The sequence below is a fragment of the Limnovirga soli genome, from assembly GCF_013106755.1.
Lineage (GTDB): Bacteria > Bacteroidota > Bacteroidia > Chitinophagales > Chitinophagaceae > Limnovirga > Limnovirga soli.
On record NZ_WHPF01000013.1, the window covers coordinates 128,849 to 152,366 of the forward strand.

The window sequence follows — 23,518 nt, forward strand, 5'->3', positions numbered from 1 at the left end:
GGCTACTCAGCCCAACTCATGGTATAATCTTTATTTTCAATTGCCAGGGCAGTAGTAGTTAATTGCAACGGGTGAAAAGTATCAATCATAACGGCCAGTTCTTTTGTTTCTTTGGCACCAATACTTTTTTCTACTGTGCCGGGGTGCGGTCCATGCGGTATACCACCCGGGTGCAGCGTTAGCATACCGCGGGTTACATGTTTGCGGCTCATAAAATCGCCGTCTACATAATACAGCAATTCATCACTGTCAATATTACTATGATTATAAGGCGCAGGTATACTTTGCGGATGATAATCGTATAACCTTGGCACAAAACTGCATACTACAAAATTATGTGCCTCAAAAGTTTGGTGTACCGGTGGAGGCTGGTGTACCCTGCCGGTAATAGGTTCAAAATCGTGTATACTAAAAGCATAAGGGTAACAACAGCCATCCCAGCCTACTACATCAAACGGATGCCAACCATAATGCATATGGTACATTTGTCCGCGTTTTTTTGTTTTAATCAAAAAGTCTCCTGCTTTGTCAATTGGGTTAAGTTGTTCCGGCCCCCTGATATCCCGTTCACAAAAAGGTGCATGTTCCAGTAACTGCCCTTCTTTGCTCATATATCTTTTTGGGTATCGTATAGGGCTAAAACTTTCCAATATCAGCAAGCGGTTATGTGCATTGGTAAATTCAATCTGGTAAATACTGCCCCGTGGAATAATAAGATAATCGCCATAAGAAAAGGTAATGCGCCCATATTGGGTATGCAGTGTGCCACTGCCTTCATGCACAAAAATCATTTCATCAGCATCAGCGTTTTTATAAAAATAATCCTGCATACTTTGCTGCGGGGCGGCCAGCGAAATATGGCAATCATTATTCACCAGAATAGGGTTGCGGCTTTTTAAAAAATCATCTGATGGTGTAATGGCAAAACCTTCAAAGCAGCGATGCTTTAACATTTTGTCCTCGGCTATTTGCGGGCTTACATCGTAAGGTGCTTCGGTATGTATAATAACTGTAGGTGGATGGTGGTGATACAATAAAGAATAATCACTGCTAAATCCTTCGGTAGAAAATAATTGTTCGGCATATAAACTGCCATCCGGCCGGCGAAACTGTGTATGGCGTTTATGGGGTATGGTACCCAATGTATAATAATGCGGCATCGTTAAATAATTTTGAATTTAATAAAGGGCAATATAGTTTGCCCGGCATTGTATATATAGCGGCTGTACTTGCGTCGCACTCTTGTACGGTTGGTAATGCTGCGCGGCAAAAGCAGGCAGGTATTATAGCCGCGAAAGGGCAAGCATACACAGCAGAAAAATATATTTCCAGCTGCGTTTATCTATCCAGTAGGTAAAGTTTCTGTTAAATGGCATAAGTTGCAAGCTTTCTACCACTAATGTACAAATTAATCATGGCATGACACGTATTGGCCTTATTGCAGACACGCATCATTATCTCGATCCCGCAGTATTTAAACACTTTGATAACTGCGATGAAATTTGGCATGCCGGCGATTTTGGCACGGCTCAAATTGCAGATGCCCTGCAGGCATTTAAGCCCTTGCGTGGGGTGTATGGTAATATTGATGGCGCTGATATAAGAAGCTTATTCCCTGAGAATTTATTTTTTACCTGCGAGGGGATAAACGTGTTTATGAAACATATTGGCGGTTATCCGCAACGCTATGCTCCCGGTGTAAAAAACCTTATCATGCAAAATCAATCTAAACTTTTTATCAGCGGACATTCACATATTTTAAAAGTGATGTTCGATGCATCTTTGCAATGCCTGCATATGAACCCCGGTGCAGCAGGTAAACAAGGCTGGCATAAAGTGCGCACCCTTATTCGCTTTACCATTGATGGAGAAGATATGCGGGATTGTGAAGTTATAGAATTGGGAGCCCGGTAATGCTAAACCTACAACTTGATGTGTAAGCAAGGCATGTGGAAGTGTATGTAAAGAAAGTTTGCTAAAGACAGGTGCAAAGAAGAAAGTATTATGAGCCCTGCATCTCATTTACTATCAGCTGTACTTGCGTCGCACACTTGTACGTCCCTATCTGTAATCATCAGTAAAAAATTATTTAGACTTCCCTAAAATATTTCTCGAAACTTTTAGCACTATTGCCCTTGGAATAAACCTGATAGAATTAGCCATTATATAATTCATTGTGCCATGAATGGCAACAGTTTTTCCTTTCATCATCGCTTCATAACCATAAATCGCCACCTCTTTAGCGCCGGGAATTTCTCTACCCTTCACCAGCTTACTTTCTTCCATTGCAGCCGCTGCCTGAAATCCACTTTCAGTTGCACCAGGGCATAAAGCCGTAACAGTGATGCCTTTGTCAGCAACTTCATTACTAACCGCTTCTGTAAAACTTAACACATAGGCCTTGGTAGCACAATACACCGCCATGGTAGGCCCAGGCTGAAAGGCAGCGGTAGAAGCCACATTCATAATCTTGCCATTGTTGCGCTGCAGCATATCCTGCAGATATAGTTTGGTAAATTGTGTTAGGCTGATAATATTTAAATCAATCATTTGTAATTCTTTCTCCCAGCTTGTTTCAGCAAACATCCCAAAATCACCAAAACCAGCATTGTTAATCAGGTAGTCAATCTCTATTTTGTTTTGCTTTGTTTCCTCATAAACTGCGTGTGCAGCATTAGCAATAGAAAGATCTTTTGCAATCACATATATCTGTACATGGAATTTATTTTCCAGTGATGCTTTTAATTCATTTAGTCTTGCCCCATTTCTTGCTACCAGCACCAGGTTTACCCCCATCGAGGCAAATATCGTGGCCAGTTCCAGTCCAATTCCATTAGAAGCACCGGTTATTAATGCAGTATTTTTCATTTTTTTTAGTTTAATATGGTTGTATTCAGCTTGTACGTTTTGCTAAAAACCTCAGCTAATCCTAATGAAGGTTACCCATTTTCAGGATTGCAGCAATTTAAACAATATTTTGTGTGCCTACTATACACTAGATAATTGCAAAATCATTTGATTGTAAAGCTCATTAGATGATTAAAACCAAAAAATTGAGTACTGTACATAAATGGGCGATAGTTATCTTTAGTCATATAGGTAAGGTTCATTATTATACGCCAGTTGCCTAACATTTTCCAACACCCGCTTCATATAGGTTTTCCAAAAGGTATTAGCAAACAGCCAGTTAATTGGGTAAAGCAATACAATATTAAAATGTAAGGTATAGCTGTATTCTACCAAAACGGCATTGGTGTCAATAGGGGTGGTTTGCCATTCTCCTGTAAACCTGGTAAAACCCAGCATCCATGCCTGAAATTCACTTACTTCAAATTTCCAGTATTTATTTTCTACTCTTTCCAGCACAGTATCAACAGATGCAAAACCACCTTTTTGTGTTAATGATTTTGCCGCAAACACTTTTTTGCCTGATCCAACCTGTCCCCAGTTTTCATCTTCGGTGCAATGGGTTACTTTGGGCATAATGCCATAACCCGTATGTATTTTTGATACATCGCACAATATGGGTGTTTTAAATGCACGTTCCAGCGAGCAATGATAAGTGGTGGATATTTTTACTTTTGTTTTCATTTTAGGTAGCAGGGTTATTTTAAAATTGTTCTGCTATTTAGGGCTGTGTTTTAAATACCATTACCCTAACTTTTTTTGTATTTGCCAATAATGGCCAAACGGGTCTTTAAACATGCCCTGCCTGTAGCCATAATCGTGGTCTGTTACGGGTTGTATTTCAATGGCGCCTGCCTGTATACCTTTGCGCATTACCTCTGCTACATCGGATACAAACAAGCCAATCACAGTGGTAACACCTTTTGCGCTAATGGGTTCCAGTGCATCCATCCAGCGCATGGTTTCATGTACATGAAAAATAGCACCGTTTATTTCCAATTCTGCCACATGAATGCTGCCATCATCGTTACGAAAGCAAAAATGTTCTGTGGCGCCAAATTGCAAATAAAAATCAATACTATGTGTGCCATTGGGAATATGCAGTTCGGGTGCAAAATGTGTGGTGTTGTTATTTGTTGTCATAAAGGTGGTTTGTACAGTTCTAAGGTATGCAACATGTTTATCTGTGCGTAATATTTTTTCTGTTGGTAGCAATTAAATTATCCTTTTGTATGGGCCAGGCTAAAGTACAACAATGAGACTTTACTTGCGTCGCACTCTTGTATGGTGGATAATGCTATGCAGCTTTTATAGAAGAGAAAGTGCTGTTTTAGGTAGTAATAAATAAAATCTAAAAGATTCACCTGGCGTGCTGCGAGAAACAGGAGGCGAAATCACCATTGCTTACTTGGCTACACATTCGCCCTGGACCATATTAGTTGTCAAACGTAACAACAATAGGAACGTGGTCACTATATTTTATCCATTCATCAAAGTTGCCAATTTCAACTGAACTTACCCTTTTCAACAAGTCTTTTGAAGCAAAGCAGTAGTCAATATGATAAGGTTTGTCTTTGTGTCTATACATATATAGCGTAGGGTGTTCTTCTGTTCCTTGTATCTGCTTATGATGTAAATGATATGTGCTGAAAATTCCCTTGTCTTCTAAAAGTTTCACAACATTTGAGTGATTACTTTCTCTATGTTTTCTGTCCCAAATTGTGTTGCTGTTAAAGTCACCAATAAGAATTGTTTTTGTGTCTGTAAGCAAGTTTTGGTAATGATGGATGGCTTTCCAAACTTGTTCAATATATTGTCCATCTCTGTCTGTTGGATTGTTTGCCCAAATTGCAAATAAATTAAATTCGAATTGACCGTTTGTTACAGCAATTGGGATAATCATTTGTAAGTCTTGGTTGTGATTTTCAAGCACTGTAAAACGAAAATTACTGTAAGAAAATATGGCAAGTCCTTTGTTTTTATTTTTACCAAACCATAAAATGTCTGCTGGTTTTGGTGTATCAATTGGGAATAATAATTTGTCAGGATGCTCACACTCTGGAACAATTAAAATGTCTGGCTTGTATGTCAGAATAAAGTCAGCCTTTTTTCTGAAAGCCATATTACAGTTCCAGGTTATTATTCTCATTTATTAGAATGTTGTTTTAGGTTGACATGCAATGTTTTAAGCTTGCTGCAGAGCTGGAATTGTGCTGTGTATGCCGGCAACTAAAGCCGATTTAAAAACTGAAATTGGAGTAAATAACTAAAAGTGAAATAGTATTCATTCAAGACCGATTTTTCCTGATAGAAATAAACCTGATGATTGTTATACCGTTCGCCGGCTTTGCGGCAAATCTTTTGTTGAAGGCATGCCCCTCACCAGTCAGTAAGTTTCAATTTTTCCTTGCTGTAGTTGATGGTGTCAGCAAGGTAATCGTCTATTTGTAATTTTCCTAACTCAATAATGTTCTGTATCTCTAAACATTTTTTGGCGGCTTCCTGAGCCCAATCTCTGTCGTCTCGAATAAACTCTTTATAACAAGCATTAAAATGTTTAAAAGCTTTCTTGATTTGTCCGGCATGAAGATATATATGCCCCAGGTCAAAATCTTCCCAACCAACAGTTCCCCATGCTACACGGTCGCCAAATTTATTAATACCAAGAAAGTTTTTTTCGTAAGCGGCAATTATGTCTTTACTGTTTTGTGTCAATTCGAAAAAGGGTATTGCGTATTTGCTGATTTTATCAAATAAATCTGCAAAGTTTTCGTTTCCTTCAAGTTCAGTTGTGTAGTTCCACCATTTGTCACTTTTTGATTTAGTAGCCATTAAACCAAGTCTATTACCTGGTAGTAATGTAAGATACTCATCGTTACGTGAGAATAACGGTCTAATTGCTACATTAACCGTAAAGTTTTGTCCACCGTAGGCTGACTTTTGAAAGTCAAGAAATTGAAAAATATTGCCTGAAGTTATTCTGGCAACAACCGATGATTTGTATTGCTTAAACCCCAATGCTTTTAATGGCTCATCTATGTATTGTCGCCTTGCCTTTGTAAAATATTTTTTGGGGTCAAAGTCCTGTAATGTGTCACTTGTTTTGTGTGTCATAATGGGGTTGCATACAATGTTGAAGCATAGGCGATGTGGCGGTATTCTTTGTTCTGTCCGCCCGGTGCTGCTGATTAAAGATACAAAAGCTCATTGTTTATTCCGTTGCTCAGCTTTATTCGTCTGCTGAAACCGAAGCAGATTAGAGAACAAATGCTGGGAATGTTTTCGTCGCCCCGCCATATTGCCAATGCTATTTTAGCTGTTGTTTTTCTGTCTTGCCCATTTTACTATTTGAAGTAAAATTGGAAATGTCACTATTACAACCCAAATCATCGTATGTCGAGGTATAAAATTGTAAATACTGTTTAAAACGAATAATATAGCACAATAACAGATACACAACAGAGTGTGTCTGGTTGAAACTTGCAAATTAGAATATCTGTCAAGGTGCATTTTTTTTGCATTGTAAAGTGTCTGTTTATATTTTGTATTTTTTTCAGGAAGGAAAGCTAAGAGCATATAAATGTTTTGTACAACATATACAGAAGAGATGCCAACAAAAAAGTATTGAATTGCAACTTCAATGCTTGTCATCAAGCTGTTTTGTTGGTCAATGTCTCCATTGCTAAAAACTCTAATAATATTGTCTACTGCAAAGCACATTAGAACAAAACTGCTCCAAATGCTTAAAAAAAGTCTATTTGATTTGCCTAAGTTTATTTTTGTCAAGGCGTTAATTAAAGAAAATAAAATTGCACCAATTGCTATAACAAGGAATAAAACCTTAGGAAAATCTATGTTGTCAAAAATCTTGTAGTCAACGAGCCAATAGAGAAGAGCTATTGATTGTAATAATGTTGTTCCTTCTGTTTGTCTACTTGTAATTTCTTTTTGTTTGAGAATAATAATTCCAATAATAAACGAGATTAAGAAAAAATATGGCCATAATTCAATATGATTTTGAAAGTTATAAATTCGCTCTCTTTTTTCCGGCAAGAAAGTAAATAAACTAACAAAAAAAGATATTGTAAAGCACTTTAAAATGCTATTGAGGTTTCTAAATATGAAATAGCTTTCAAGCAATAGTCCTAAAAATAAAGCAATGAAACTCCAAGTGAAAAGGCGTTTGTTGTATTCCAGTCCTTTTAGAACTATAACATATGTCAATAATAAGCTTAAAAGAAAAAATACAATTGTGAAAATTGAAACTTCGGATTTTGAAGTTTGAGGCTTGCTTATCTTAGGTCTTGTTTTTTTTCTCTTTTTCAAGGTGTGTTCTGTCTAAAAAATTACAGCTAACTTAAGGTTTTACGCTATTAAACTATTGATTATATTAATGAAAGGTGTTGATTATAAACAAACCATTATTATACATTTTGTATTGTTTAAAGCAGTAATCTAATGTATAAAAAAATGTAATATAGCCAGCTTTTATTTGGCCTGTTGCCTGCCCCCATGAAATAGTTCTTGTACATGCAACCACTCAGAAATGCCCCATAAAGTATCCAACCGCCCAAGAGTGCGACGCAAGTAAAGCTTCATATATTGTCTGCTGCCAGGCACATACATTTAACGCGGCGGGACGGCGGCTTTACTCTTTTTTTTGCGGAACATTTTAAATACATCTAGTCCCACTTTTACCTTGCCATTAATGCCATTTTTGGCACGTAAAAAAATGCTTGGGCCAACTTTGGCATCGGTGCCCTGATTTACAATTACTTCATCAGCCTCCTGACGGGCCATATTACTAAGCGGTATTTGAATACTGATATCGGTACTGTCTTTAAAACTATAATTACCTTCTACATACATGGTGAGGGCAGTAGAATTGATTTCCATTTTATTGATAGTAATATTATCGCCATTGATGATAAGCCGGTCTTTTAAATCGGCAAATGAAACGGTGGAGAAATCACGTTTTTTAAAGAATTGTTTTTGAATATCTATTACCGGCTGGTAATTGATAAGGGCCCCTTGCTTTATATTAAAATCTACCACACCTCGCATAGATTTGGGTACTATTTTGCCTTTGTTGTTTAGCCCCATGGTTAAGCTGGCTTTGGTGTTCATTTTACCTTTTAGGTTTTTATAGGTAATGCCCGTTTGCCCAAAATTATTAAAGGCATAAAACACATTTCTAACATCTACATTGGTAAGGTTTAACTGCGCATTTACCTGGTGGTAATTGGAGTTTACCTGGTGTATTTTGCCTGTTACCAATACACTGCCTCCAGCATGAGATAATGAGGCTTTTTGCACTTCCCAATCATCTTGCTGAAACAGCAGTTTGGCTTCTACGTTTTGTGCCGTAAATTTTTCTAATTGGGCTTCGGTGGCGTTTAGATTTAGCTGCATATCGCCTTTTTCTAAGAGGTTATCTATAGCCAATGCTGTGGCGGCCAGTTTACCAATGCCTTTGCGGGTAGTAGTGGCTTTTTTGGTAGTAAGGGCCTGCGTAAAATCGTTTATGTTTAGCCGGGGTGTAAATACATTACAAGTAATATAGCTTTTGCCAGAATCCTGCAGGGCCACGCGGTTAAACTCGTTGCCGGTTATGGTAATATCAAAATGATTTTTTAATACATCGCAACTGATTTTTTCGGCAGTGATACTATTGGCCGATATGGCAATGCTTCCATTACAATTGGTAAAGTTGATATGCCTGGGCTCGTATACCAGGGTGCCATTGGTAAATGCAATAAAGGCGGTGACCTTTGATAACAGAGTAGCATCAGGTATTAAGGGACCTTTGTATTGTAAATTAAGGGAGGCATTACCATCTTTTAACGTGATGCTGCTTAGGGCCAATTGCTCGTCCAGCTGCTTAAATGTGCATTTGCTTCTAAAGTCGAATGAGAGCATGGGCGTTTTTAAATCGGTTACCTGCAGGGTATCGGCATGTACGGGAATATTGCCCCAACTGGCATCCAGCTGTTCTATGAGTATTTTGCTATTGGCATCGCAAGGGGATATGCCGCGTAATACCTGATTGTTAAACACCCCGTAGAAGCTACAACTATTAAAGGCCACTACCGGTGTGGTTACCGTACTGTTTTTTACTACCCACCGCGCATTTACACGTGGCTCAGTATGATATGCCATGGGGCCACTAATGGTTACCACCAAACTATCCATGGGTTGGTGAATATCTATATTGCTAAGCTTTTTCTCCTGCTTTTGGGTAAGTATATGTCTGGCTAAAGCATAAGGTACTTTGGTGCTGTTTATCCCTATTCTAAAACTGGGCACATCCTTGAAATGAAAAGCACCCGCTACATTAAATCTTTGTTTATTGATATACAGAGGGGTGGAATTAAAACTGATATCGCCGGTTGTCGTATTAAGCGCAATATGCCAGTTGCTGGCAGTTAATGTTTGGTTTAGCAGATAGCTGCCCTTGGCCAGGTTAAAGCCCAGGCCTTTTACCAAACACTCTTCAGTAAGTACAATGTCAAATATTGAATCTCTTTGTTGTATGCCTGCTTTTAGGGTAATGAAATTAAAAGCAAATAATTTGTTTTTAATGGCATCAGCAATAGCAATATCCAAATTGCGGCATTCTACTTTTTTTATGATCACTTGTTTGCCAGGGGCTTTACGGGAGGTGTCTTTTTTATTAAACACATTGGCGTTGTTATAGCCACTGGAATCTGTAGCAATATGTATACTGGCATCAGCTATAACAAGTTTTGCAATTTCAGGCGAGGCATTAAATAGCTGTAACACATTCACCCTTATCGCAGCAGTACCTGCTTTTACTACCGGCTGATGGTGCAGTGTATCGCTAATGGTAATGCCGTATAAGTTAAGCGAAACGTTGGGGAAGGTGGTTAGCATAGAAATATCAATCGCATCTATATTTACCTTGCCATTGATAAGGTTATCAATAGCCGCTTCCATTTTTTTGGTAATGGTTTCCCGGTTTAGTTGAATATACAGGGCTATAGAAAGATAGAGTGTAATAATAACACCCACTACCCATCCGGCTATTTTCAATGTTTTGATTAAATAGGTATTCAATTGGTGTTTTTTAGGAAAGTTAAAATCCCCGCTGGTTTTGCGGGGACTTAATATTTAAAACTTCGTATCAAGAATCATAGGTAACATGGCCCGCCATGTAGGCCAATCGTGTTTAACATCCGGGCCCCAAACACTTAGCTCGTGCCATATGCCTTTGTCCCATAACACCTGAGAGAATCTTTTGTTGGCTTCGGGATCTTCAAAGTCGCCACTGCCGGTGTAAATATGAATATGGTTAGAGGCCTTTATTTTATCCAGGTACCATTGATCGGTTAAATTGGGTATATAGTGGTAAGGGCTATTATAATATACCTGATCATCCCAAAAGCCTTTGGTGTATTCTGACAGGTCATAAACGCCACTCATGCTTATTACCCCATTAATGATATCCGGTCTTTTTAAAAACAGGTTCATGGCATGTAAAGCACCAAATGATGCCCCGCTGGTAAATACCATTGTATCTGGGCTGGTGGCATTTCTTATATAGGGTATTACCTCGTTAAATACATACTCATTAAACTGGTTTTGGCGAATGGCTTTATGTGCAGGCTCCATTTCGTTATTCAGCCAGCTTTCGGTATTAATGCTGTTAATACTAAACACCCTTATTTTACCCGAGTTTATCAATGGTGCCAGCGCATCTATCAGTTGAAAACGCTCATACTCCAGGTAATCTGCCGCTGCAGTGGGTACCAATAATACGGCAAAACCATAATGGCCATATGCCACCACAGGCATTTCTTTTCCTAAAGCCGGACTGTACCAGGAACTAATTTCTCTACGCATTCAAAATAGGTTTTAAATAATAAATAAACACAAAGGCTGCGTGTAGCATGCCATTGTTATAATAGTTGATAATTATAAACAGGTTTTCTTAATTTCTACCCAAAGGTCGCGATAACATTGTGCAGCATAGCTGCTGTTGGCATATTCAAAAACAGGCTGTTCGTGTGTGCCCATTTTTTCTACATCGCTCAGGTAAGGAATATAATTTTTAAAAAATACCTTGTCCTTATAAAACTGCTGCATTACTTCATTGTGCAGGTTTTTACGATGGTCTACCATGCTAAAAAAACATTTTATCTTGCTTTGATCATAACCACTTTCTTCAAAATAGGCCACTACAGTTTCGTAAGATCGTATGGATAATGTAGTAGGTATATTGGGCATCAGTATCCAGTCGGCCGCATTAAACACATTGTCATGCAATAGCGATATGCCCGGCGGGCAATCCAGTATTACCAGGTCAAATTGTTTTAGGCCGCCCAGCAGGCTTTTTAATTTTTTCTTACTTTGTTTTAGGCCATCTAGGGTAAGGTCTGCATTGCGTGCCGACATATCCGATGGAATTACCCATAAATTCTCAAATGCAGCATCCTGCACCGCTTCTTTTACCGATAATTCATCCGTAAACAATTTGCGGCTCTCGTTTTTGGTTTCGGCACTAACATGCATAAAAAACGAAGATGAGCCTTGAGGGTCTAAATCCCAAACAAGTGTTTTTAAGCCGTTGGCAGCGGCCAGGTAAGCAATATTTACTGCAGATGCAGTTTTGCCTACGCCTCCTTTCAGGTTATATAATGCTATAGTTACCATACAATAAATATACTTAAAATTACGCCAAAATAGCCCCAAAATACAGGTTTACAGCAATTAAAATACTGCTGCAAAGGTAAGTGTTGCGGCTATTGTGGGCCGGGCAATGGTGCTATTATGTGGCATTACTTGCGTCGCACTCTTGTACGGCAACAATACTATGCAGCTATAAAATTCGTTTCTATTAACAATTATCAATTACATAAAACTGTTATTTCGCAATATGAAGCCAATCTTTTTCATTCTGGTTAGCAGCCTGTTATTATTATCCTGTGGCAATGATAAAAATATCCCCGATGTATCAGCCATTGCCATCCAAACAGATGTACAACGTTTTGATAAGGATTTTTTCTCCATCGATACCAATCGCCTGGAATCGTCATTACAACAACTGCAGCAAAAATACCCCACCTTTCTAAATGATTTTCTGTACAATATTATTGCCGTACCCCCACAGCCCGATAGTGCCCTGGTTAAAGTAAAGCAGTTTGTACACGATTATATGCCCATATACGATTCTGCCCAGCAACAATTTGCCTCATTCGATAAAACCGCTGCCAGCATTAAAAAGGGTTTACAGTTTACCAAATACTATTTCCCCGATTATAAACTTCCTGCCCATATTGTAACATTTGTGGGCCCCGTAGAAGGCTATGCCAATGTGTTAACCTCTACCGGATTGGCTGTAGGCTTGCAATTATACCTGGGCAAAAACTTTTCCGTGTATCAAAACGAGTATATACAGGAGGTATACCCGGCCTACCAGTCAAGGCGGTTTGAGCCGGATTATATTGCCGTAAATTGTATCAAAAATATTATTGATGATATATACCCCGCCACCCATGCCGATATGCCATTGGCTTATCAAATGGTTGAAGCGGGTAAGCGTTTGTATTTGCTGGATAAGCTATTGCCCGAATTGCCCGATTCTTTAAAAACGGGCTATACCCAATTACAGTTAGAAGGTTGTTACGATAATGAAGGCATGATATGGAATTACTTTTTACAAAACAATTTGCTCTACGCCACCGATGCTGCGCTAACACGTGATTATATGAACGATGCACCAAAAACCGAAATGCTGGGCCCCGGTTCCCCCGGTTTTATTGGTCAGTTTACAGGCTGGCAAATGGTAAGAAAATGGATGGAAATTAAACCTGCCACCAGTTTGCAGCAGTTAATACAAACCCCCGCCAAACAAATTCTTGAAGAGGCAAAATATAAGCCAAAATAGTAGTAAACCTATTTGGGCGTTGCCCTACCGGGCCGGGCTTTACGCTGCAAGTCCTCGCCACTGGCGTGCCTGCGGGCTTTACGCTGCAAGTCCTCGCCACTGGCGTGCCTGCGGGCTTTACGCTGCAATCCCTAACGCAACTTATAATATATGATTATATACAGCCAAGCCAGCCTGTATTTATTGCCGCCATTATAACCAAACCCTGAAGTGTGCGACGCAAGTAAAGCACAATAGATAATCAGTTGCCGGGCCCATTAATCCCTAAATGAAATAATAAAAGTAGTGCCTTCGTTTATTTTGCTTTCTACCTCAATATGGCCGCCTAAGCTGGTAATATGGTTGTACACCAGATAAAGGCCAATGCCCTTGCTATCTATGTGGTGGTGAAATTTTTGGTGTAGCCCAAATATTTTGTCTTTAATTTTTTCCATATCAAACCCCAGCCCGTTATCCGTTATCAGCAATTGGCTAACGCCAAACACTTTTCTTGAGCTGATGGTAATTACCGGTAAACAATCTGGCCGGGCATATTTTATGGAATTGCTAATTAAGTTTAGAAAAATACTTTCCAGATAGGCTTTATTAAATGATACAACTGGTAAGGCAGTAAAATTGCTGTTAATGGTGGCTTTTGCTTTTTGTAATAAGGAACTTAAACCTTGCTGTACTATTTGCAAACTTGCCTGCAAATCAAGTGGTTCAATTTTTTCGTTCAGGCCGTCTTTGGTACTTAGCGAGTCAATATAATTATTAAGTGTTTGCTGCAAACCTTCACTGCCTAATTGCAGCAGTTTTATTAACTGCAGCGTTTCTTCGTCGCTTATTTTTGATAGGTCTAAAAAACTAAAAATAGCCAGTAAATTATTCACCGGCGATCTTAGGTCGTGGGAAGTGGTATAGGTTAATTGTTTTAAGTCTTTATTGTTTTTGGTAAGATTGGCCAGTAGCGCATTCCGCTCCTGCTCTAATTGTTTTTTATGCGTAATATCTTTGGCAATAGCAAAAATAAGTTTATCGCTTTCTACTGATAAAGAGGTCCAGGATAACCATACAATCTCACCACTTTTGGTTACATAACGGTTTTCAAAATTTAAAAGGGGGTTGCTGTTGGTAAGCTTTTCCCTTGCTTTGGCAGTAACATTTCTGTCATCTGGGTAAACAAAATCATCTATGGGGTGGGAGAGTAATTCTTCGTTTGTATAGCCTAACAAAGCAGAAACCGATGGATTGATTCTTTTAAAATAACCATCATAACCGGCAATACAAAGCAGGTCTAACGAGATTTCGAAAAATAATTCGAAAGCATATGCATTATCTGGATTGTTATTCTGTGTAACCGGTTTAATCATGATTTATCACATTTCACGCTTCTGTTTTTGTCAGCCAGTTTTTTGGGTATATGTATAAAAGAATCCCTATCCAATTATAAGCGCTGTGTTGCAAAAGCAGCTTATAACATTAATAATGCAATCTTAACAAGGTGAAATTTACCTCAACCCGGGTTATTGTTTGGTAAAATGGAATACAGCAAATGTACTACTAATTCATCCAGGGTAGGCGCAGGTAATTCATGGCTTTCCCATTTAATTGCCAATTAACGATTCTTGTTTTCATATGCACTTTTTTTTAAGGCGAATATATAGCTGCTGGCTAAAATACTTAATTTTTAAAAAACTTGTAGGGTTTGCTTTTTATATATGTCAAATATTCCACATGTTTTGAAGGCTTGTTGTACCAGAGAGTAAAATTGCATAGGTTTTATTGCACAAAAATTCAGATTTATTGTTTAGGTGCTATAAAACCTAATTAAAAAGTTACCCTTTGTACTGAAGGATGAATTGTGCGACGCAAGCGGCGGTGCCATTTTTACTTTGGCTGGCTACAATATACTGCAACAAAAAAGCAACTCCTAAGAGTTGCTTTATACCTTTTTTTACTTTTTCTAATTAACTACCTGATACACAATTGCAGCTAATACCGCACCTGCTATGGGGCCTAGAACGGGTACCCAGCTATAACCCCAATCGCTGTCTCTTTTTTGCTTAATGGGCAATAGTGCATGCATAATACGCGGACCTAAATCACGTGCCGGATTGATGGCATAGCCTGTTGGTCCGCCTAAGCTTAAACCAATAGCCAATACCAGTAATGCAACCGGTAAAGCATCTAAAGCACCCAGGCTATTGCTTGATTTGGTAATAAACAAAATGGCCAGCATAAATACAAATGTGCCAATAAGTTCAGTTAAAAAGTTGTGCAGCAAATCGCGTTTGGCGGGTGAGGTACAAAACACACCCAGTTTGGTATCTGCATCAGCTGTTTCATCAAAATGTTGTTTGTAAGCCAGCCACATAATAGCTGCACCCAGCATAGCACCCAGCATTTGGGCCAATAAATAGGCGGGTACATCCTGCCAGTTAAACTTACCTGCATATGCCAGTGCAATGGTTACAGCCGGATTTAAATGCGCCCCGCTGGCAGCTGCAGAGGCATATACCCCTACAAATACGGCCATAGACCAACCTATGGTAATAGAAATTAGTCCGCCATTATTCCCCTTGGTTTTGCTAAGAATTACATTGGCTACCACACCATCGCCCAAAACAATGAGTAATGCTGTACCAACAAGTTCGCCGATAAATGGAGTCATGATCGTTAGAGATTTTTATGATGAAGGTTTTAAGAAAGTACATATTGGTTGGCCACACGGGTAAAATCGGCTACCTGAGTAGCAATCCATTCCTCGTTTTTGCCCAATAAAGCCGCCATGGTATTTGCCACCATAGGTGCCAGTTCAATGGCTGCCTGCGCATCTAAAAACAAAACCCTTGTTCTTCTTGCCAGCACATCTTCTAAGGTTACTGCCATTTCTTCCAGTACAAATTGTGTAATTGCTTCAGTTGTTATGGTAGTATTGGGGGTTTGTAACAATTCAGTGCCGGTTACTGAATTGGGTTTATTTTTTGCTTTGCCAATAGGCAGTGTTTTGGTAATGCAATTTTGCTTGGGCAGTTTGGCCACAAAAGCGGCATTATTTACCACATCTTCCGCCATTTTGCGATAGGTGGTCCATTTGCCACCGGTTACTGTAACAAGCCCTGCTTTAGACACCAGAATGGTATGATCCCGGCTAAGCATGGAGGTGGTTTTGGCTCCTTTTTTTTGTACCAGTGGCCTTAAACCAGCAAACATACTCCGCACATCAGACCGGTTTATTTCCTTTTCCAAATACAGGTTGGCATGATGCAATACAAATGCTATTTCTTCTTCCAGCGGCGTTGGCTCAAAAGAAATTTCATTCAGCGGGGTATCGGTGGTACCCAACACTACTTTGTTATGCCAGGGCACAGCAAACAGTACTCGGCCATCATCGGTTTTAGGTATCATCATCGCATTATTGCCAGGGAAAAAATGTTTATCCACCACCAAATGTATACCCTGCGATGGGGCAACCATTTTTTCTTCCTCTGGTTCATCCATTTGCATAATCGCATCGGTAAAAACACCGGTAGCATTTATTACTGCCTTGGCCTGTAAGGTGTACGACACATTATTTACCGTATCCTCAGCTATTACTCCACATACCCGATTATCTTTTTTAACCAGTGCCGTCGCACTGCAATAATTTATTATGGTGGCTCTGTTTTCAGCTGCAGTTACTGCCAGTTCCACAGCCAGCCGGGTATCGTCAAACTGACCGTCGTAATATAAAATGCCGCCGCTAAGTTTGGCGGCATTAATACCGGGCAATGCGGCCACCGTTTGTTTTTTATTTAAAATCCTGGTTTTGCCAATACTTAATTTGCCTGCCAGTATATCGTACACTTTAAGGCCAATGCCATAAAACCATTTATCATAAAAACTGTAAGCTGGTACCACAAAAGCAGCTTTATCTGCCAGGTGCGACGCATTTTGTAGTAAATAACCACGTTCCCGCAAAGCTTCCATTACCAGTTTAATATTGCCCTGTGCCAAATAACGTACACCGCCATGCACCAGTTTGGTAGAGCGGCTGGAGGTACCTTTTGCAAAATCATATTTTTCAATCAACAGGGTTTTATACCCACGTGTGGTGGCATCTACGGCAGCACCAAGGCCGGTTGCACCGCCGCCAATAATAATAATATCCCACTCTTCTGTTGCTGCCAGTTGTTGCAGCATATGCTCCCTGTTCATGTATCTTACTATTTTAAATACTAAGGCTTAAATTTCCGTTCTTCTTACATACAATGTTATGTACCTGGCAGCTGATTTACAATTATACCCATTTGCGTCGCACTCTTGTGCGTTCTGTTCTTTTTGCAGCAACTTTAATTGCTAACCAGATATATAAGGTCTTAAAAGGTAAACAGTGTACAAGAGGTATAATTACTCCTTATAATCTGCCCATGCCTGAGTTGATTTTATGGCCCTCCTCCAATCTGCTGAAAGTGCAGCCCTGTCAGTATCCGTAATTACAGGTGTGAAAATACTGTCCACCTGCCATTGTTCCTGTATTTCTTCCATATTTTTCCAAAAGCCCACTGCCAAACCCGCCAGATAGGCTGCGCCCAGGGCGGTAGTTTCAGTAACCTGTGGTCTTATTACTTTTGTATTTAGTATATCACTTTGAAACTGCATTAAAAAATTATTGGCTGTAGCGCCGCCATCAACCCGCAGTTCTTTTACGGTTATGCCGGCATCGTGTTGCATAGCGTTTACCACATCCATGGTTTGATAGGCAATGCTTTCCAAGGCAGCACGGGCAAAATGGGCAGCGGTGGTGCCACGGGTAATACCTACAATAGTACCTCGGGCATGTTGGTTCCAATATGGGGCACCCAAACCTGCAAAAGCGGGCACCAGGTATACACCATCTGTTGAATCTACTTTGGCGGCCAGTTCTTCTACCTCTGCAGAAGTACGGATAATATTTAGCCCATCCCTTAACCACTGCACTACTGCACCGGCTATAAATACACTGCCTTCCAGTGCATAAGATGTTTTGCCATTTATTTGCCAGGCAATGGTGGTAAGTAGGTTATTGGTAGAGGTTACCGGTTGTTCTCCTGTATTCATTAGCATAAAGCAGCCGGTACCATAGGTGTTTTTAACCATACCAGCCTGTGTGCACATTTGGCCAAACAGGGCCGCCTGCTGGTCGCCGGCAATACCTGCAATAGGTATACTGGTTGAACTTAAAATATTTTGTGTATGTCCATATACTTCGCTGCTGCTGCGTACCTGCGGTAGTATAGATGCGGGTATTTCCATCAGGTCAAGCAATTCTTCGTCCCAGGCCAATTCGTGAATATTAAACAGCATGGTGCGGGAAGCATTGCTTACATCTGTAGCATGTACCTGACCATTGGTTAATTTCCAAAGTAACCAGGTATCGATGGTACCAAAACACAGTTCGCCATTATTGGCTTTTTCACGGGCACCTGTTACATTATCCAGTATCCATTTTAGTTTGGTGGCGGAGAAATAGGCATCTATAATTAAGCCTGTTTTGCGTTGTATGGGTTGCAGATAGCCTTGAAGTTTAAGGTGATCGCAATAGGTGGCAGTTCTTCTATCCTGCCATACAATAGCATGATAAATGGGATTGCCGGTTTGCTTATCCCATACCACGGTGGTTTCGCGTTGGTTGGTAATACCAATAGCCGCTATATCTTCTACATGTATGCCGGCCATATTAATTACTTCGGCTGCAACACCAATTTGGGTACTCCAAATTTCATTGGCATCATGTTCTACCCAGCCGGGTTGAGGAAATATTTGGGTAAATTCTTTTTGTGCTACCGCACGTATTGTTCCGTTTTTATCAAATACAATGGCGCGGGAACTGGTAGTTCCCTGATCGAAGGCAAGTATACATTTTTCCATATGGCAGTAGTTTGTGGTTCAATATAGTGATTTGTTGAGAACTGAAAAAAATGTACACTGTGTTATTGCCCTTTATTAATAAATAATTTTTGTTGTGACTTGTATGTAGGCTTTTATCCTGAAATTTTATAATGATTTAGAATGCAGTATGATGCAGTTGTAGAGATTGTTTTTGCTGCTTATTGGCCTGGCGTACAAGTGTGCGACGCAACGGCTGCTGAATGTATTACCAGTGCCCGGCTCATAAAAAAATGGTATTACCATAGTTCGCCCTGCCGGTATAAATCGAAAAGGCAGGCGGTAAGATTAAAGGCAAAATGAAATGCCATGCCATACCATAGCGTTTGGTATTTGCGCCTTAGGTTGCCAATAAAAATGCCAAATGGAATCAGCCAAATTAGAGAGAAGAAATTAAGGTGAATAGCAGCAAATACAAAACCGGTGATGATAACCACCAGCCTTTCGTCGAGGATATGGCCAAGCTGGTTGTACAGCACCCCGCGAAATGCCAGCTCTTCGAACAAAGCAGGTACCAATGCCACCGAATAAAGCATAATAACCACCGGGTATTGATATAAGCGGTAGGCATAATACATATTAATATCCGTTCTAAAAATAGAGGTATTAATTTGATTGATGGTGATATTGATGACAGATGAAAAAGCTACTGCCAGTAGCATAAAACCCAATACCAAATACCACCGAATAGTATTGGTACGCAATAAGGGCCTGATGGTTTTCCAGTTACTGCGGGCAAAAAGCAGGGTTACAATGGCGAGTAAAACTTCTACCCAGAAAAGTGTATCGTAGGTGTTAAACCAATTGGTATATTTTACTGCCAAACATACAAAAAGATAGATGCTGTAAAAGAAAAATGCTGTTTGCAGGTGGCTGTTATTAAATATGCTGATTTGTTCTGCATCTTCGCCCAGGCTGGCACCACATTTATGGCAATAGCGGTCATGCCCTTTTACAGGTGCATCGCATTCGTCGCAATAAAATTGATGTGGGTCGTGCTGCGGCATTAATGTATGTTCATTTCTTCGTTTAATAAATCTGCTTTATAAGATGCCTGAATACCACGCAGTAAAAAAAATATAACCAACATACTGGCAGCAATACCATAAACTCCTTCTACCGTAGTAAATGCGCTGGTAAACTCACCAAATACCGCAATGGTTGATAGGGTTAATACAATTATAAACCCACCAATTAATGCAGTAAACGGTTTTAGTAAACTATAATGGGCCAACATAAAAAAAACGGCCGCCAGTATGGTTGCTAATAAGGCAATTGCATACCTGTTATTAAGCGGACTGAATAAGATAGCAACCCCGGTTAGGCAAATGGCCGCCAGCAAATACAAAATGGTTCTTGCTGTTTGTATGGCTTTTTCGCTTTTATGTAGGAGTTCTTTTTTTTGTTTTAACCTTATATGGTATAGTGTAATAGTGGTATCATCGCCCATAGGATAACCGCAATTGGTGCAGAAATTATTATCTGTATTGTTTATATAGAAACAGCGGCTACAGGTATTAAACATTGCTGGCGGCACGGATATAAAAGGCTTTTTTGCAGCAACGGCAGCCAGTGTTTGCAAAGTAGAATGAAGCTTTTTATTTTGTTGCATGCCTATGCAACTTACATAATATTTGGCAAAAAAATAAGGCAGCAAATGCTGCCTTATTTATAACAAGCAGGGGGCTATTATTTTAGCGGGATATCTCTTTTAATCATATCGTTTCGGTTAACCATTTCCCAGGCGGTATAAAAAACCAGTTTTACCCTTTTGGTCATTACGTCGAAATTAATTTTATCAACGGTATCGGTAGGTTGGTGATAATCGGCATGTGTACCGTTGAAATAAAATATAACCGGCACACCATTTTTTGCAAAATTATAATGATCACTTCTATAGTAAAAACGGTTTGGATCTTTTGGGTCGTTGTACTTACGATCCAGCTCCATATGCGTATAGGTTTTGTTAATGCTATCGCTGATAACAAGTAAATCGCTGCTGAGTTTATCTTCGCCTATGGTGTACACATAGTTTGTGGAGTCGCCATATTTTCTATCAGGATCAATTCTGCCCACCATATCTATATTTAAATCAACTACAGTTTTGTCAAGCGGAAAAATAGGATGCGCAGCATAATATTCGCTGCCCCATAATCCTTTTTCTTCGCCCGAAACGGTCATAAAAACTATAGAACGACGTGGCTGGTAACCTTTTTTAGCGGCTGCAGTAAAGGCTTCTGCCAGTTCTATTACACTGGTGGTTCCACTGCCATCATCATCGGCGCCATAATAAATTACGTCGCCTTTTTTACCCAGGTGATCGTAGTGACCGGTAATAAATACATATTCCTCTTTCTTATCAGTACCAGGTAAAACACCAATAACATTACTGCTTTGCAAAGTATTGGTAACGGTGTTACAGGTATAAGAAAAATTGGTGGCATAACTGCCGGTGCTTATACTGGCTATATCACCAAATGCTGATAATGATTTACCCAATAAGCTTGCTGCCGCGCTGTAAGAAATATATACTACCGGTGTAGATTTATTGCCCTGTTTTAGGTACATATTACCCTTGATACCTCCAGTGCTGTTGCGTGGAAAATCTTTGGCAATTATTATTACTCCTTTAGCACCATTGGCCCTGGCTTGCATCATTTTCATAAATGGCGATGCGGGGCTTCTGAAATTGTAGCTTACTTCGCTGGCTGCCTTGGTGGCATCTTCGGCACGACCTTCAGCAATTACTACCCATTTGTTTTTAAGTGATAGCGATTTGAAATCGTTTTTTAAAGAATCTACAATTCCAAAAGAGGCAAATACTACGCTGTCTTCTGTCCAGGTACCATTACCTAATGAGTTAGCGCTTAAGCTAAAATCTGTATTCATAGCAAGTGCTTTGCCATTAATGCTTACCACTGCCGATGCCAGTGAATCCTGATATACCGGGAATTGCATTTGGTAACCATCTGCTGTGCCAGGCTGCAAGCCAAGGGTTTTAAAATAGTTTTCAATATAGGCAGCGGCTTTTTTTTGACCAGCCGTAGCAGTTTCACGGCCTTCCATTTCGGCGCTGGCAATAATGCTTAGTTTTTCTTTTAACTCAGTGGCTTTAATGGATGAAGCCAGCTTTTGTATTTTTTTTACTGATTGGGCAAACGATGCCGTAGTTGCCAGCATTGCGCAGGCCAGAATGATTCTTCTCATATGTGTAAGTTTTAGCAGGAAATTTTATTAACTCTGGTTGCATGGCGGCCACCTTCAAATGCTGTATGCATAAATGTTTCCAGCATTTCTATAGCCAATGGTAATGCAACAAAACGGGCAGGTAAACAAATAATATTGGCATCGTTGTGTTTGCGCACCAGTACGGCCACATCGTTTTGCCAGCAAAGACCGGCACGTATATGCTGGTGTTTATTGGCAGTAATGGCAACACCATTGGCCGAGCCACATAATAAAATACCAAATGCCGCCTGGCCACTTTCAACAAAAGAGGCGGTGGGGTGCGCAAAATCGGGGTAGTCTACCGAGGTGGCATCGTAAGTGCCAAAATCCTGTACTATACAGCCATTGCTGCATAACCATTTTTTAATGGCTTCTTTGTATTCAAAACCGGCATGGTCGCAACCAATAGCAACGGGTTTGGTAAGATCGAAAACAGATTCCATAATATTTTTATTTGTGTTAAATATGTATTTACCTGTCAGTTGTACTGCTATTAAGCCCATTTGCGTCGCACTCTTGTACGGCAGTAATTAATGGCAACAAAGTTTCTAATATCTGTTTCTTTTTGCTGCTATAATACCAGAACCCTGAACTGAGCGTAGCAAGCAGCGATGCCATAATAACTAACTGCCGGCTACACAATGGCTCTTAGCTCCATTCTTCATTATCTTTTTTCTCCTGTTCTTTGTATACACGTGCAGATACCAATATGGCCAGCTCGTATAAAAGAAACAGTGGAATAAATACAATGGTTTGGCTTATCCAATCGGGGCTTGGTGTAATAATGGCGGCCAATACCAGGTTTACCACAATGGCATATTTGCGGGTACGACGTAAAAAGTTGGGAGTAATAATACCCATTTTAGTAAGCGCATAACTCATTACCGGCATTTCGAAGGTAATACCACAACCCAGAATAAGGTTGGTTAGGTTGTCTAAATAATCGCTTAGTGTTGGTTTGGTTTGCAGAATATTTAGTGAGCTGATATTAAAGTTAGACAGGAAGTTGAACGTAAATGGCCCCAATATAAAATAGCCAAATGCCGCCCCCATAAAAAAGAACAGAGATACCCAGAAAATAACAAAGCGGGTACCTTTTACTTCGTTTGGTTTTAAGGCCGGTTTTACAAAGCGCCAAAACTCCCAGAATATATATGGAAAAGCGGCTATAAAAGCGCCTACAAATGCAATACTAAATGCGCTAAAGAACTGTCCACCAAATGTGGTGGTTTGCATGGTTACACTGATGGGTGGCAGACAAAGGGTATTGCCAATACCCAGCCAATGGCTAAAATCGCAAAGGGCAGTATAACTTACAAAATTGGGGTTAATAGGGCCTGCAATAATATTATCGAACACCCATTCTCTTTCAATAAAAATATATACCGCTAAAACAAGGATGACAATTACAGAGCGAACTATATGCCAGCGCAATTCCTCCAGATGGTCTACAAAACTCATTTCTGCCTTGCCACTGCTTCTTCTTTCTAAAAAACCACTTGCCATTGTTATTGTTTAATTCTATTTATGAAGTGCCGCAAAGGTAAAGGGATAAAAATCGATTGTACAAATGTGAAATAGTGCATT

At 39.8% G+C, this 23,518-nt stretch carries 21 protein-coding genes; 2 read left to right on the forward strand and 19 right to left on the reverse strand.

Going from position 1 to position 23,518, the window contains the following annotated elements; genetic code table 11:
* Positions 1-2: 2 nt before the first annotated feature.
* Complete coding sequence (locus GD597_RS17325) at positions 3-1,160, reverse strand: homogentisate 1,2-dioxygenase (protein ID WP_171609165.1); 1,158 nt, start codon at positions 1,158-1,160, stop codon at positions 3-5.
* 259 nt (positions 1,161-1,419) lie between these two features.
* Here GD597_RS17325 and GD597_RS17330 point away from each other — a divergent pair, with 259 nt between their 5' ends.
* On the forward strand, positions 1,420-1,914 hold the full coding sequence (locus tag GD597_RS17330; protein WP_171609166.1) for a metallophosphoesterase family protein: 495 nt from the start codon (positions 1,420-1,422) through the stop codon (positions 1,912-1,914).
* Between the two features lie 171 nt (positions 1,915-2,085).
* Here GD597_RS17330 and GD597_RS17335 read toward each other — a convergent pair whose 3' ends face one another.
* From GD597_RS17335 to GD597_RS17375, 9 genes are all read right to left on the reverse strand, one after another.
* A complete protein-coding gene (locus GD597_RS17335) occupies positions 2,086-2,868 on the reverse strand; it encodes an SDR family NAD(P)-dependent oxidoreductase (RefSeq protein WP_171609167.1) in 783 nt (260 codons plus the stop codon).
* Between the two features lie 219 nt (positions 2,869-3,087).
* Entirely contained in the window at positions 3,088-3,591 is a 504-nt protein-coding gene (locus tag GD597_RS17340; RefSeq protein ID WP_171609168.1) for an SRPBCC family protein, read from the reverse strand.
* Positions 3,592-3,651: 60 nt separating this feature from the next.
* The gene (locus tag GD597_RS17345) at positions 3,652-4,050 is read right to left on the reverse strand and encodes a VOC family protein (protein ID WP_171609169.1); all 399 of its coding nucleotides are present in this window, start codon (positions 4,048-4,050) and stop codon (positions 3,652-3,654) included.
* A gap of 292 nt (positions 4,051-4,342) precedes the next feature.
* Positions 4,343-5,056 (reverse strand): endonuclease/exonuclease/phosphatase family protein, encoded by a 714-nt coding sequence (locus GD597_RS17350; RefSeq protein ID WP_171609170.1) that lies wholly within the window; start codon positions 5,054-5,056, stop codon positions 4,343-4,345.
* Between the two features lie 230 nt (positions 5,057-5,286).
* Positions 5,287-6,021 (reverse strand): DUF4304 domain-containing protein, encoded by a 735-nt coding sequence (locus GD597_RS17355; RefSeq protein ID WP_171609171.1) that lies wholly within the window; start codon positions 6,019-6,021, stop codon positions 5,287-5,289.
* 198 nt (positions 6,022-6,219) lie between these two features.
* Positions 6,220-7,233, reverse strand: coding sequence for a hypothetical protein (locus tag GD597_RS17360; RefSeq protein WP_171609172.1), 1,014 nt, complete (start codon positions 7,231-7,233; stop codon positions 6,220-6,222).
* A gap of 300 nt (positions 7,234-7,533) precedes the next feature.
* The gene (locus tag GD597_RS17365; RefSeq protein ID WP_171609173.1) at positions 7,534-9,984 is read right to left on the reverse strand and encodes an AsmA family protein; all 2,451 of its coding nucleotides are present in this window, start codon (positions 9,982-9,984) and stop codon (positions 7,534-7,536) included.
* Positions 9,985-10,038: 54 nt separating this feature from the next.
* Positions 10,039-10,770 carry an esterase family protein gene (locus GD597_RS17370; RefSeq protein ID WP_171609174.1) on the reverse strand — a complete coding sequence of 244 codons (732 nt, stop codon included), beginning with the start codon at positions 10,768-10,770 and terminating at the stop codon, positions 10,039-10,041.
* Between the two features lie 72 nt (positions 10,771-10,842).
* Complete coding sequence (locus tag GD597_RS17375) at positions 10,843-11,580, reverse strand: ParA family protein (protein WP_171609175.1); 738 nt, start codon at positions 11,578-11,580, stop codon at positions 10,843-10,845.
* A gap of 223 nt (positions 11,581-11,803) precedes the next feature.
* Between GD597_RS17375 and gldB the strand changes: the two genes are divergently transcribed.
* A complete protein-coding gene (gene gldB, locus GD597_RS17380) occupies positions 11,804-12,814 on the forward strand; it encodes a gliding motility lipoprotein GldB (RefSeq protein ID WP_171609176.1) in 1,011 nt (336 codons plus the stop codon).
* 257 nt (positions 12,815-13,071) lie between these two features.
* On the opposite strand, the gene GD597_RS17385 is transcribed toward gldB, so the two are convergent.
* The 9 genes from GD597_RS17385 to tatC all read right to left on the reverse strand — a co-directional run bounded on the left by GD597_RS17385 (position 13,072) and on the right by tatC (position 23,437).
* Positions 13,072-14,166, reverse strand: coding sequence for a PAS domain-containing sensor histidine kinase (locus tag GD597_RS17385; RefSeq protein ID WP_171609177.1), 1,095 nt, complete (start codon positions 14,164-14,166; stop codon positions 13,072-13,074).
* A gap of 593 nt (positions 14,167-14,759) precedes the next feature.
* On the reverse strand, positions 14,760-15,467 hold the full coding sequence (locus GD597_RS17390) for an MIP/aquaporin family protein (protein WP_171609178.1): 708 nt from the start codon (positions 15,465-15,467) through the stop codon (positions 14,760-14,762).
* Between the two features lie 29 nt (positions 15,468-15,496).
* Positions 15,497-16,993 (reverse strand): glycerol-3-phosphate dehydrogenase/oxidase, encoded by a 1,497-nt coding sequence (locus tag GD597_RS17395; protein ID WP_171609179.1) that lies wholly within the window; start codon positions 16,991-16,993, stop codon positions 15,497-15,499.
* A gap of 192 nt (positions 16,994-17,185) precedes the next feature.
* Complete coding sequence (glpK, locus tag GD597_RS17400; protein ID WP_171609180.1) at positions 17,186-18,685, reverse strand: glycerol kinase GlpK; 1,500 nt, start codon at positions 18,683-18,685, stop codon at positions 17,186-17,188.
* A gap of 257 nt (positions 18,686-18,942) precedes the next feature.
* Complete coding sequence (locus tag GD597_RS17405; protein WP_171609181.1) at positions 18,943-19,710, reverse strand: CPBP family intramembrane glutamic endopeptidase; 768 nt, start codon at positions 19,708-19,710, stop codon at positions 18,943-18,945.
* Positions 19,710-20,315, reverse strand: coding sequence for a zinc ribbon domain-containing protein (locus tag GD597_RS17410; RefSeq protein WP_171609182.1), 606 nt, complete (start codon positions 20,313-20,315; stop codon positions 19,710-19,712). Before GD597_RS17410 ends, GD597_RS17405 begins: the two co-directional genes overlap by 1 nt.
* Before the next feature lie 77 nt (positions 20,316-20,392).
* Positions 20,393-21,910: a M28 family peptidase gene (locus tag GD597_RS17415; RefSeq protein WP_171609183.1), complete on the reverse strand. Its 1,518-nt coding sequence runs from the start codon at positions 21,908-21,910 to the stop codon at positions 20,393-20,395.
* An 11-nt stretch (positions 21,911-21,921) separates the two neighbouring features.
* Positions 21,922-22,374 carry a ribose 5-phosphate isomerase B gene (gene rpiB / locus GD597_RS17420; protein ID WP_171609184.1) on the reverse strand — a complete coding sequence of 151 codons (453 nt, stop codon included), beginning with the start codon at positions 22,372-22,374 and terminating at the stop codon, positions 21,922-21,924.
* A gap of 205 nt (positions 22,375-22,579) precedes the next feature.
* A complete protein-coding gene (gene tatC / locus GD597_RS17425; RefSeq protein WP_171609185.1) occupies positions 22,580-23,437 on the reverse strand; it encodes a twin-arginine translocase subunit TatC in 858 nt (285 codons plus the stop codon).
* Between the last annotated feature and the right edge of the window lie 81 nt (positions 23,438-23,518).

What these genes read in the sequence shown, in the direction of transcription:
- GD597_RS17325 (WP_171609165.1), bottom strand. Translation starts at nt 1,160, where the DNA reads ATGCCGCATTATTATACATTGGGTACCATACCCCATAAACGCCATACA.
- GD597_RS17330 (WP_171609166.1), top strand. Translation starts at nt 1,420, where the DNA reads ATGACACGTATTGGCCTTATTGCAGACACGCATCATTATCTCGATCCC.
- GD597_RS17335 (WP_171609167.1), bottom strand. Translation starts at nt 2,868, where the DNA reads ATGAAAAATACTGCATTAATAACCGGTGCTTCTAATGGAATTGGACTG.
- GD597_RS17340 (WP_171609168.1), bottom strand. Translation starts at nt 3,591, where the DNA reads ATGAAAACAAAAGTAAAAATATCCACCACTTATCATTGCTCGCTGGAA.
- GD597_RS17345 (WP_171609169.1), bottom strand. Translation starts at nt 4,050, where the DNA reads ATGACAACAAATAACAACACCACACATTTTGCACCCGAACTGCATATT.
- GD597_RS17350 (WP_171609170.1), bottom strand. Translation starts at nt 5,056, where the DNA reads ATGAGAATAATAACCTGGAACTGTAATATGGCTTTCAGAAAAAAGGCT.
- GD597_RS17355 (WP_171609171.1), bottom strand. Translation starts at nt 6,021, where the DNA reads ATGACACACAAAACAAGTGACACATTACAGGACTTTGACCCCAAAAAA.
- GD597_RS17370 (WP_171609174.1), bottom strand. Translation starts at nt 10,770, where the DNA reads ATGCGTAGAGAAATTAGTTCCTGGTACAGTCCGGCTTTAGGAAAAGAA.
- GD597_RS17375 (WP_171609175.1), bottom strand. Translation starts at nt 11,580, where the DNA reads ATGGTAACTATAGCATTATATAACCTGAAAGGAGGCGTAGGCAAAACT.
- gldB (WP_171609176.1), top strand. Translation starts at nt 11,804, where the DNA reads ATGAAGCCAATCTTTTTCATTCTGGTTAGCAGCCTGTTATTATTATCC.
- GD597_RS17385 (WP_171609177.1), bottom strand. Translation starts at nt 14,166, where the DNA reads ATGATTAAACCGGTTACACAGAATAACAATCCAGATAATGCATATGCT.
- GD597_RS17390 (WP_171609178.1), bottom strand. Translation starts at nt 15,467, where the DNA reads ATGACTCCATTTATCGGCGAACTTGTTGGTACAGCATTACTCATTGTT.
- GD597_RS17395 (WP_171609179.1), bottom strand. Translation starts at nt 16,993, where the DNA reads ATGAACAGGGAGCATATGCTGCAACAACTGGCAGCAACAGAAGAGTGG.
- glpK (WP_171609180.1), bottom strand. Translation starts at nt 18,685, where the DNA reads ATGGAAAAATGTATACTTGCCTTCGATCAGGGAACTACCAGTTCCCGC.
- GD597_RS17405 (WP_171609181.1), bottom strand. Translation starts at nt 19,710, where the DNA reads ATGCCGCAGCACGACCCACATCAATTTTATTGCGACGAATGCGATGCA.
- GD597_RS17410 (WP_171609182.1), bottom strand. Translation starts at nt 20,315, where the DNA reads ATGCAACAAAATAAAAAGCTTCATTCTACTTTGCAAACACTGGCTGCC.
- GD597_RS17415 (WP_171609183.1), bottom strand. Translation starts at nt 21,910, where the DNA reads ATGAGAAGAATCATTCTGGCCTGCGCAATGCTGGCAACTACGGCATCG.
- rpiB (WP_171609184.1), bottom strand. Translation starts at nt 22,374, where the DNA reads ATGGAATCTGTTTTCGATCTTACCAAACCCGTTGCTATTGGTTGCGAC.
- tatC (WP_171609185.1), bottom strand. Translation starts at nt 23,437, where the DNA reads ATGGCAAGTGGTTTTTTAGAAAGAAGAAGCAGTGGCAAGGCAGAAATG.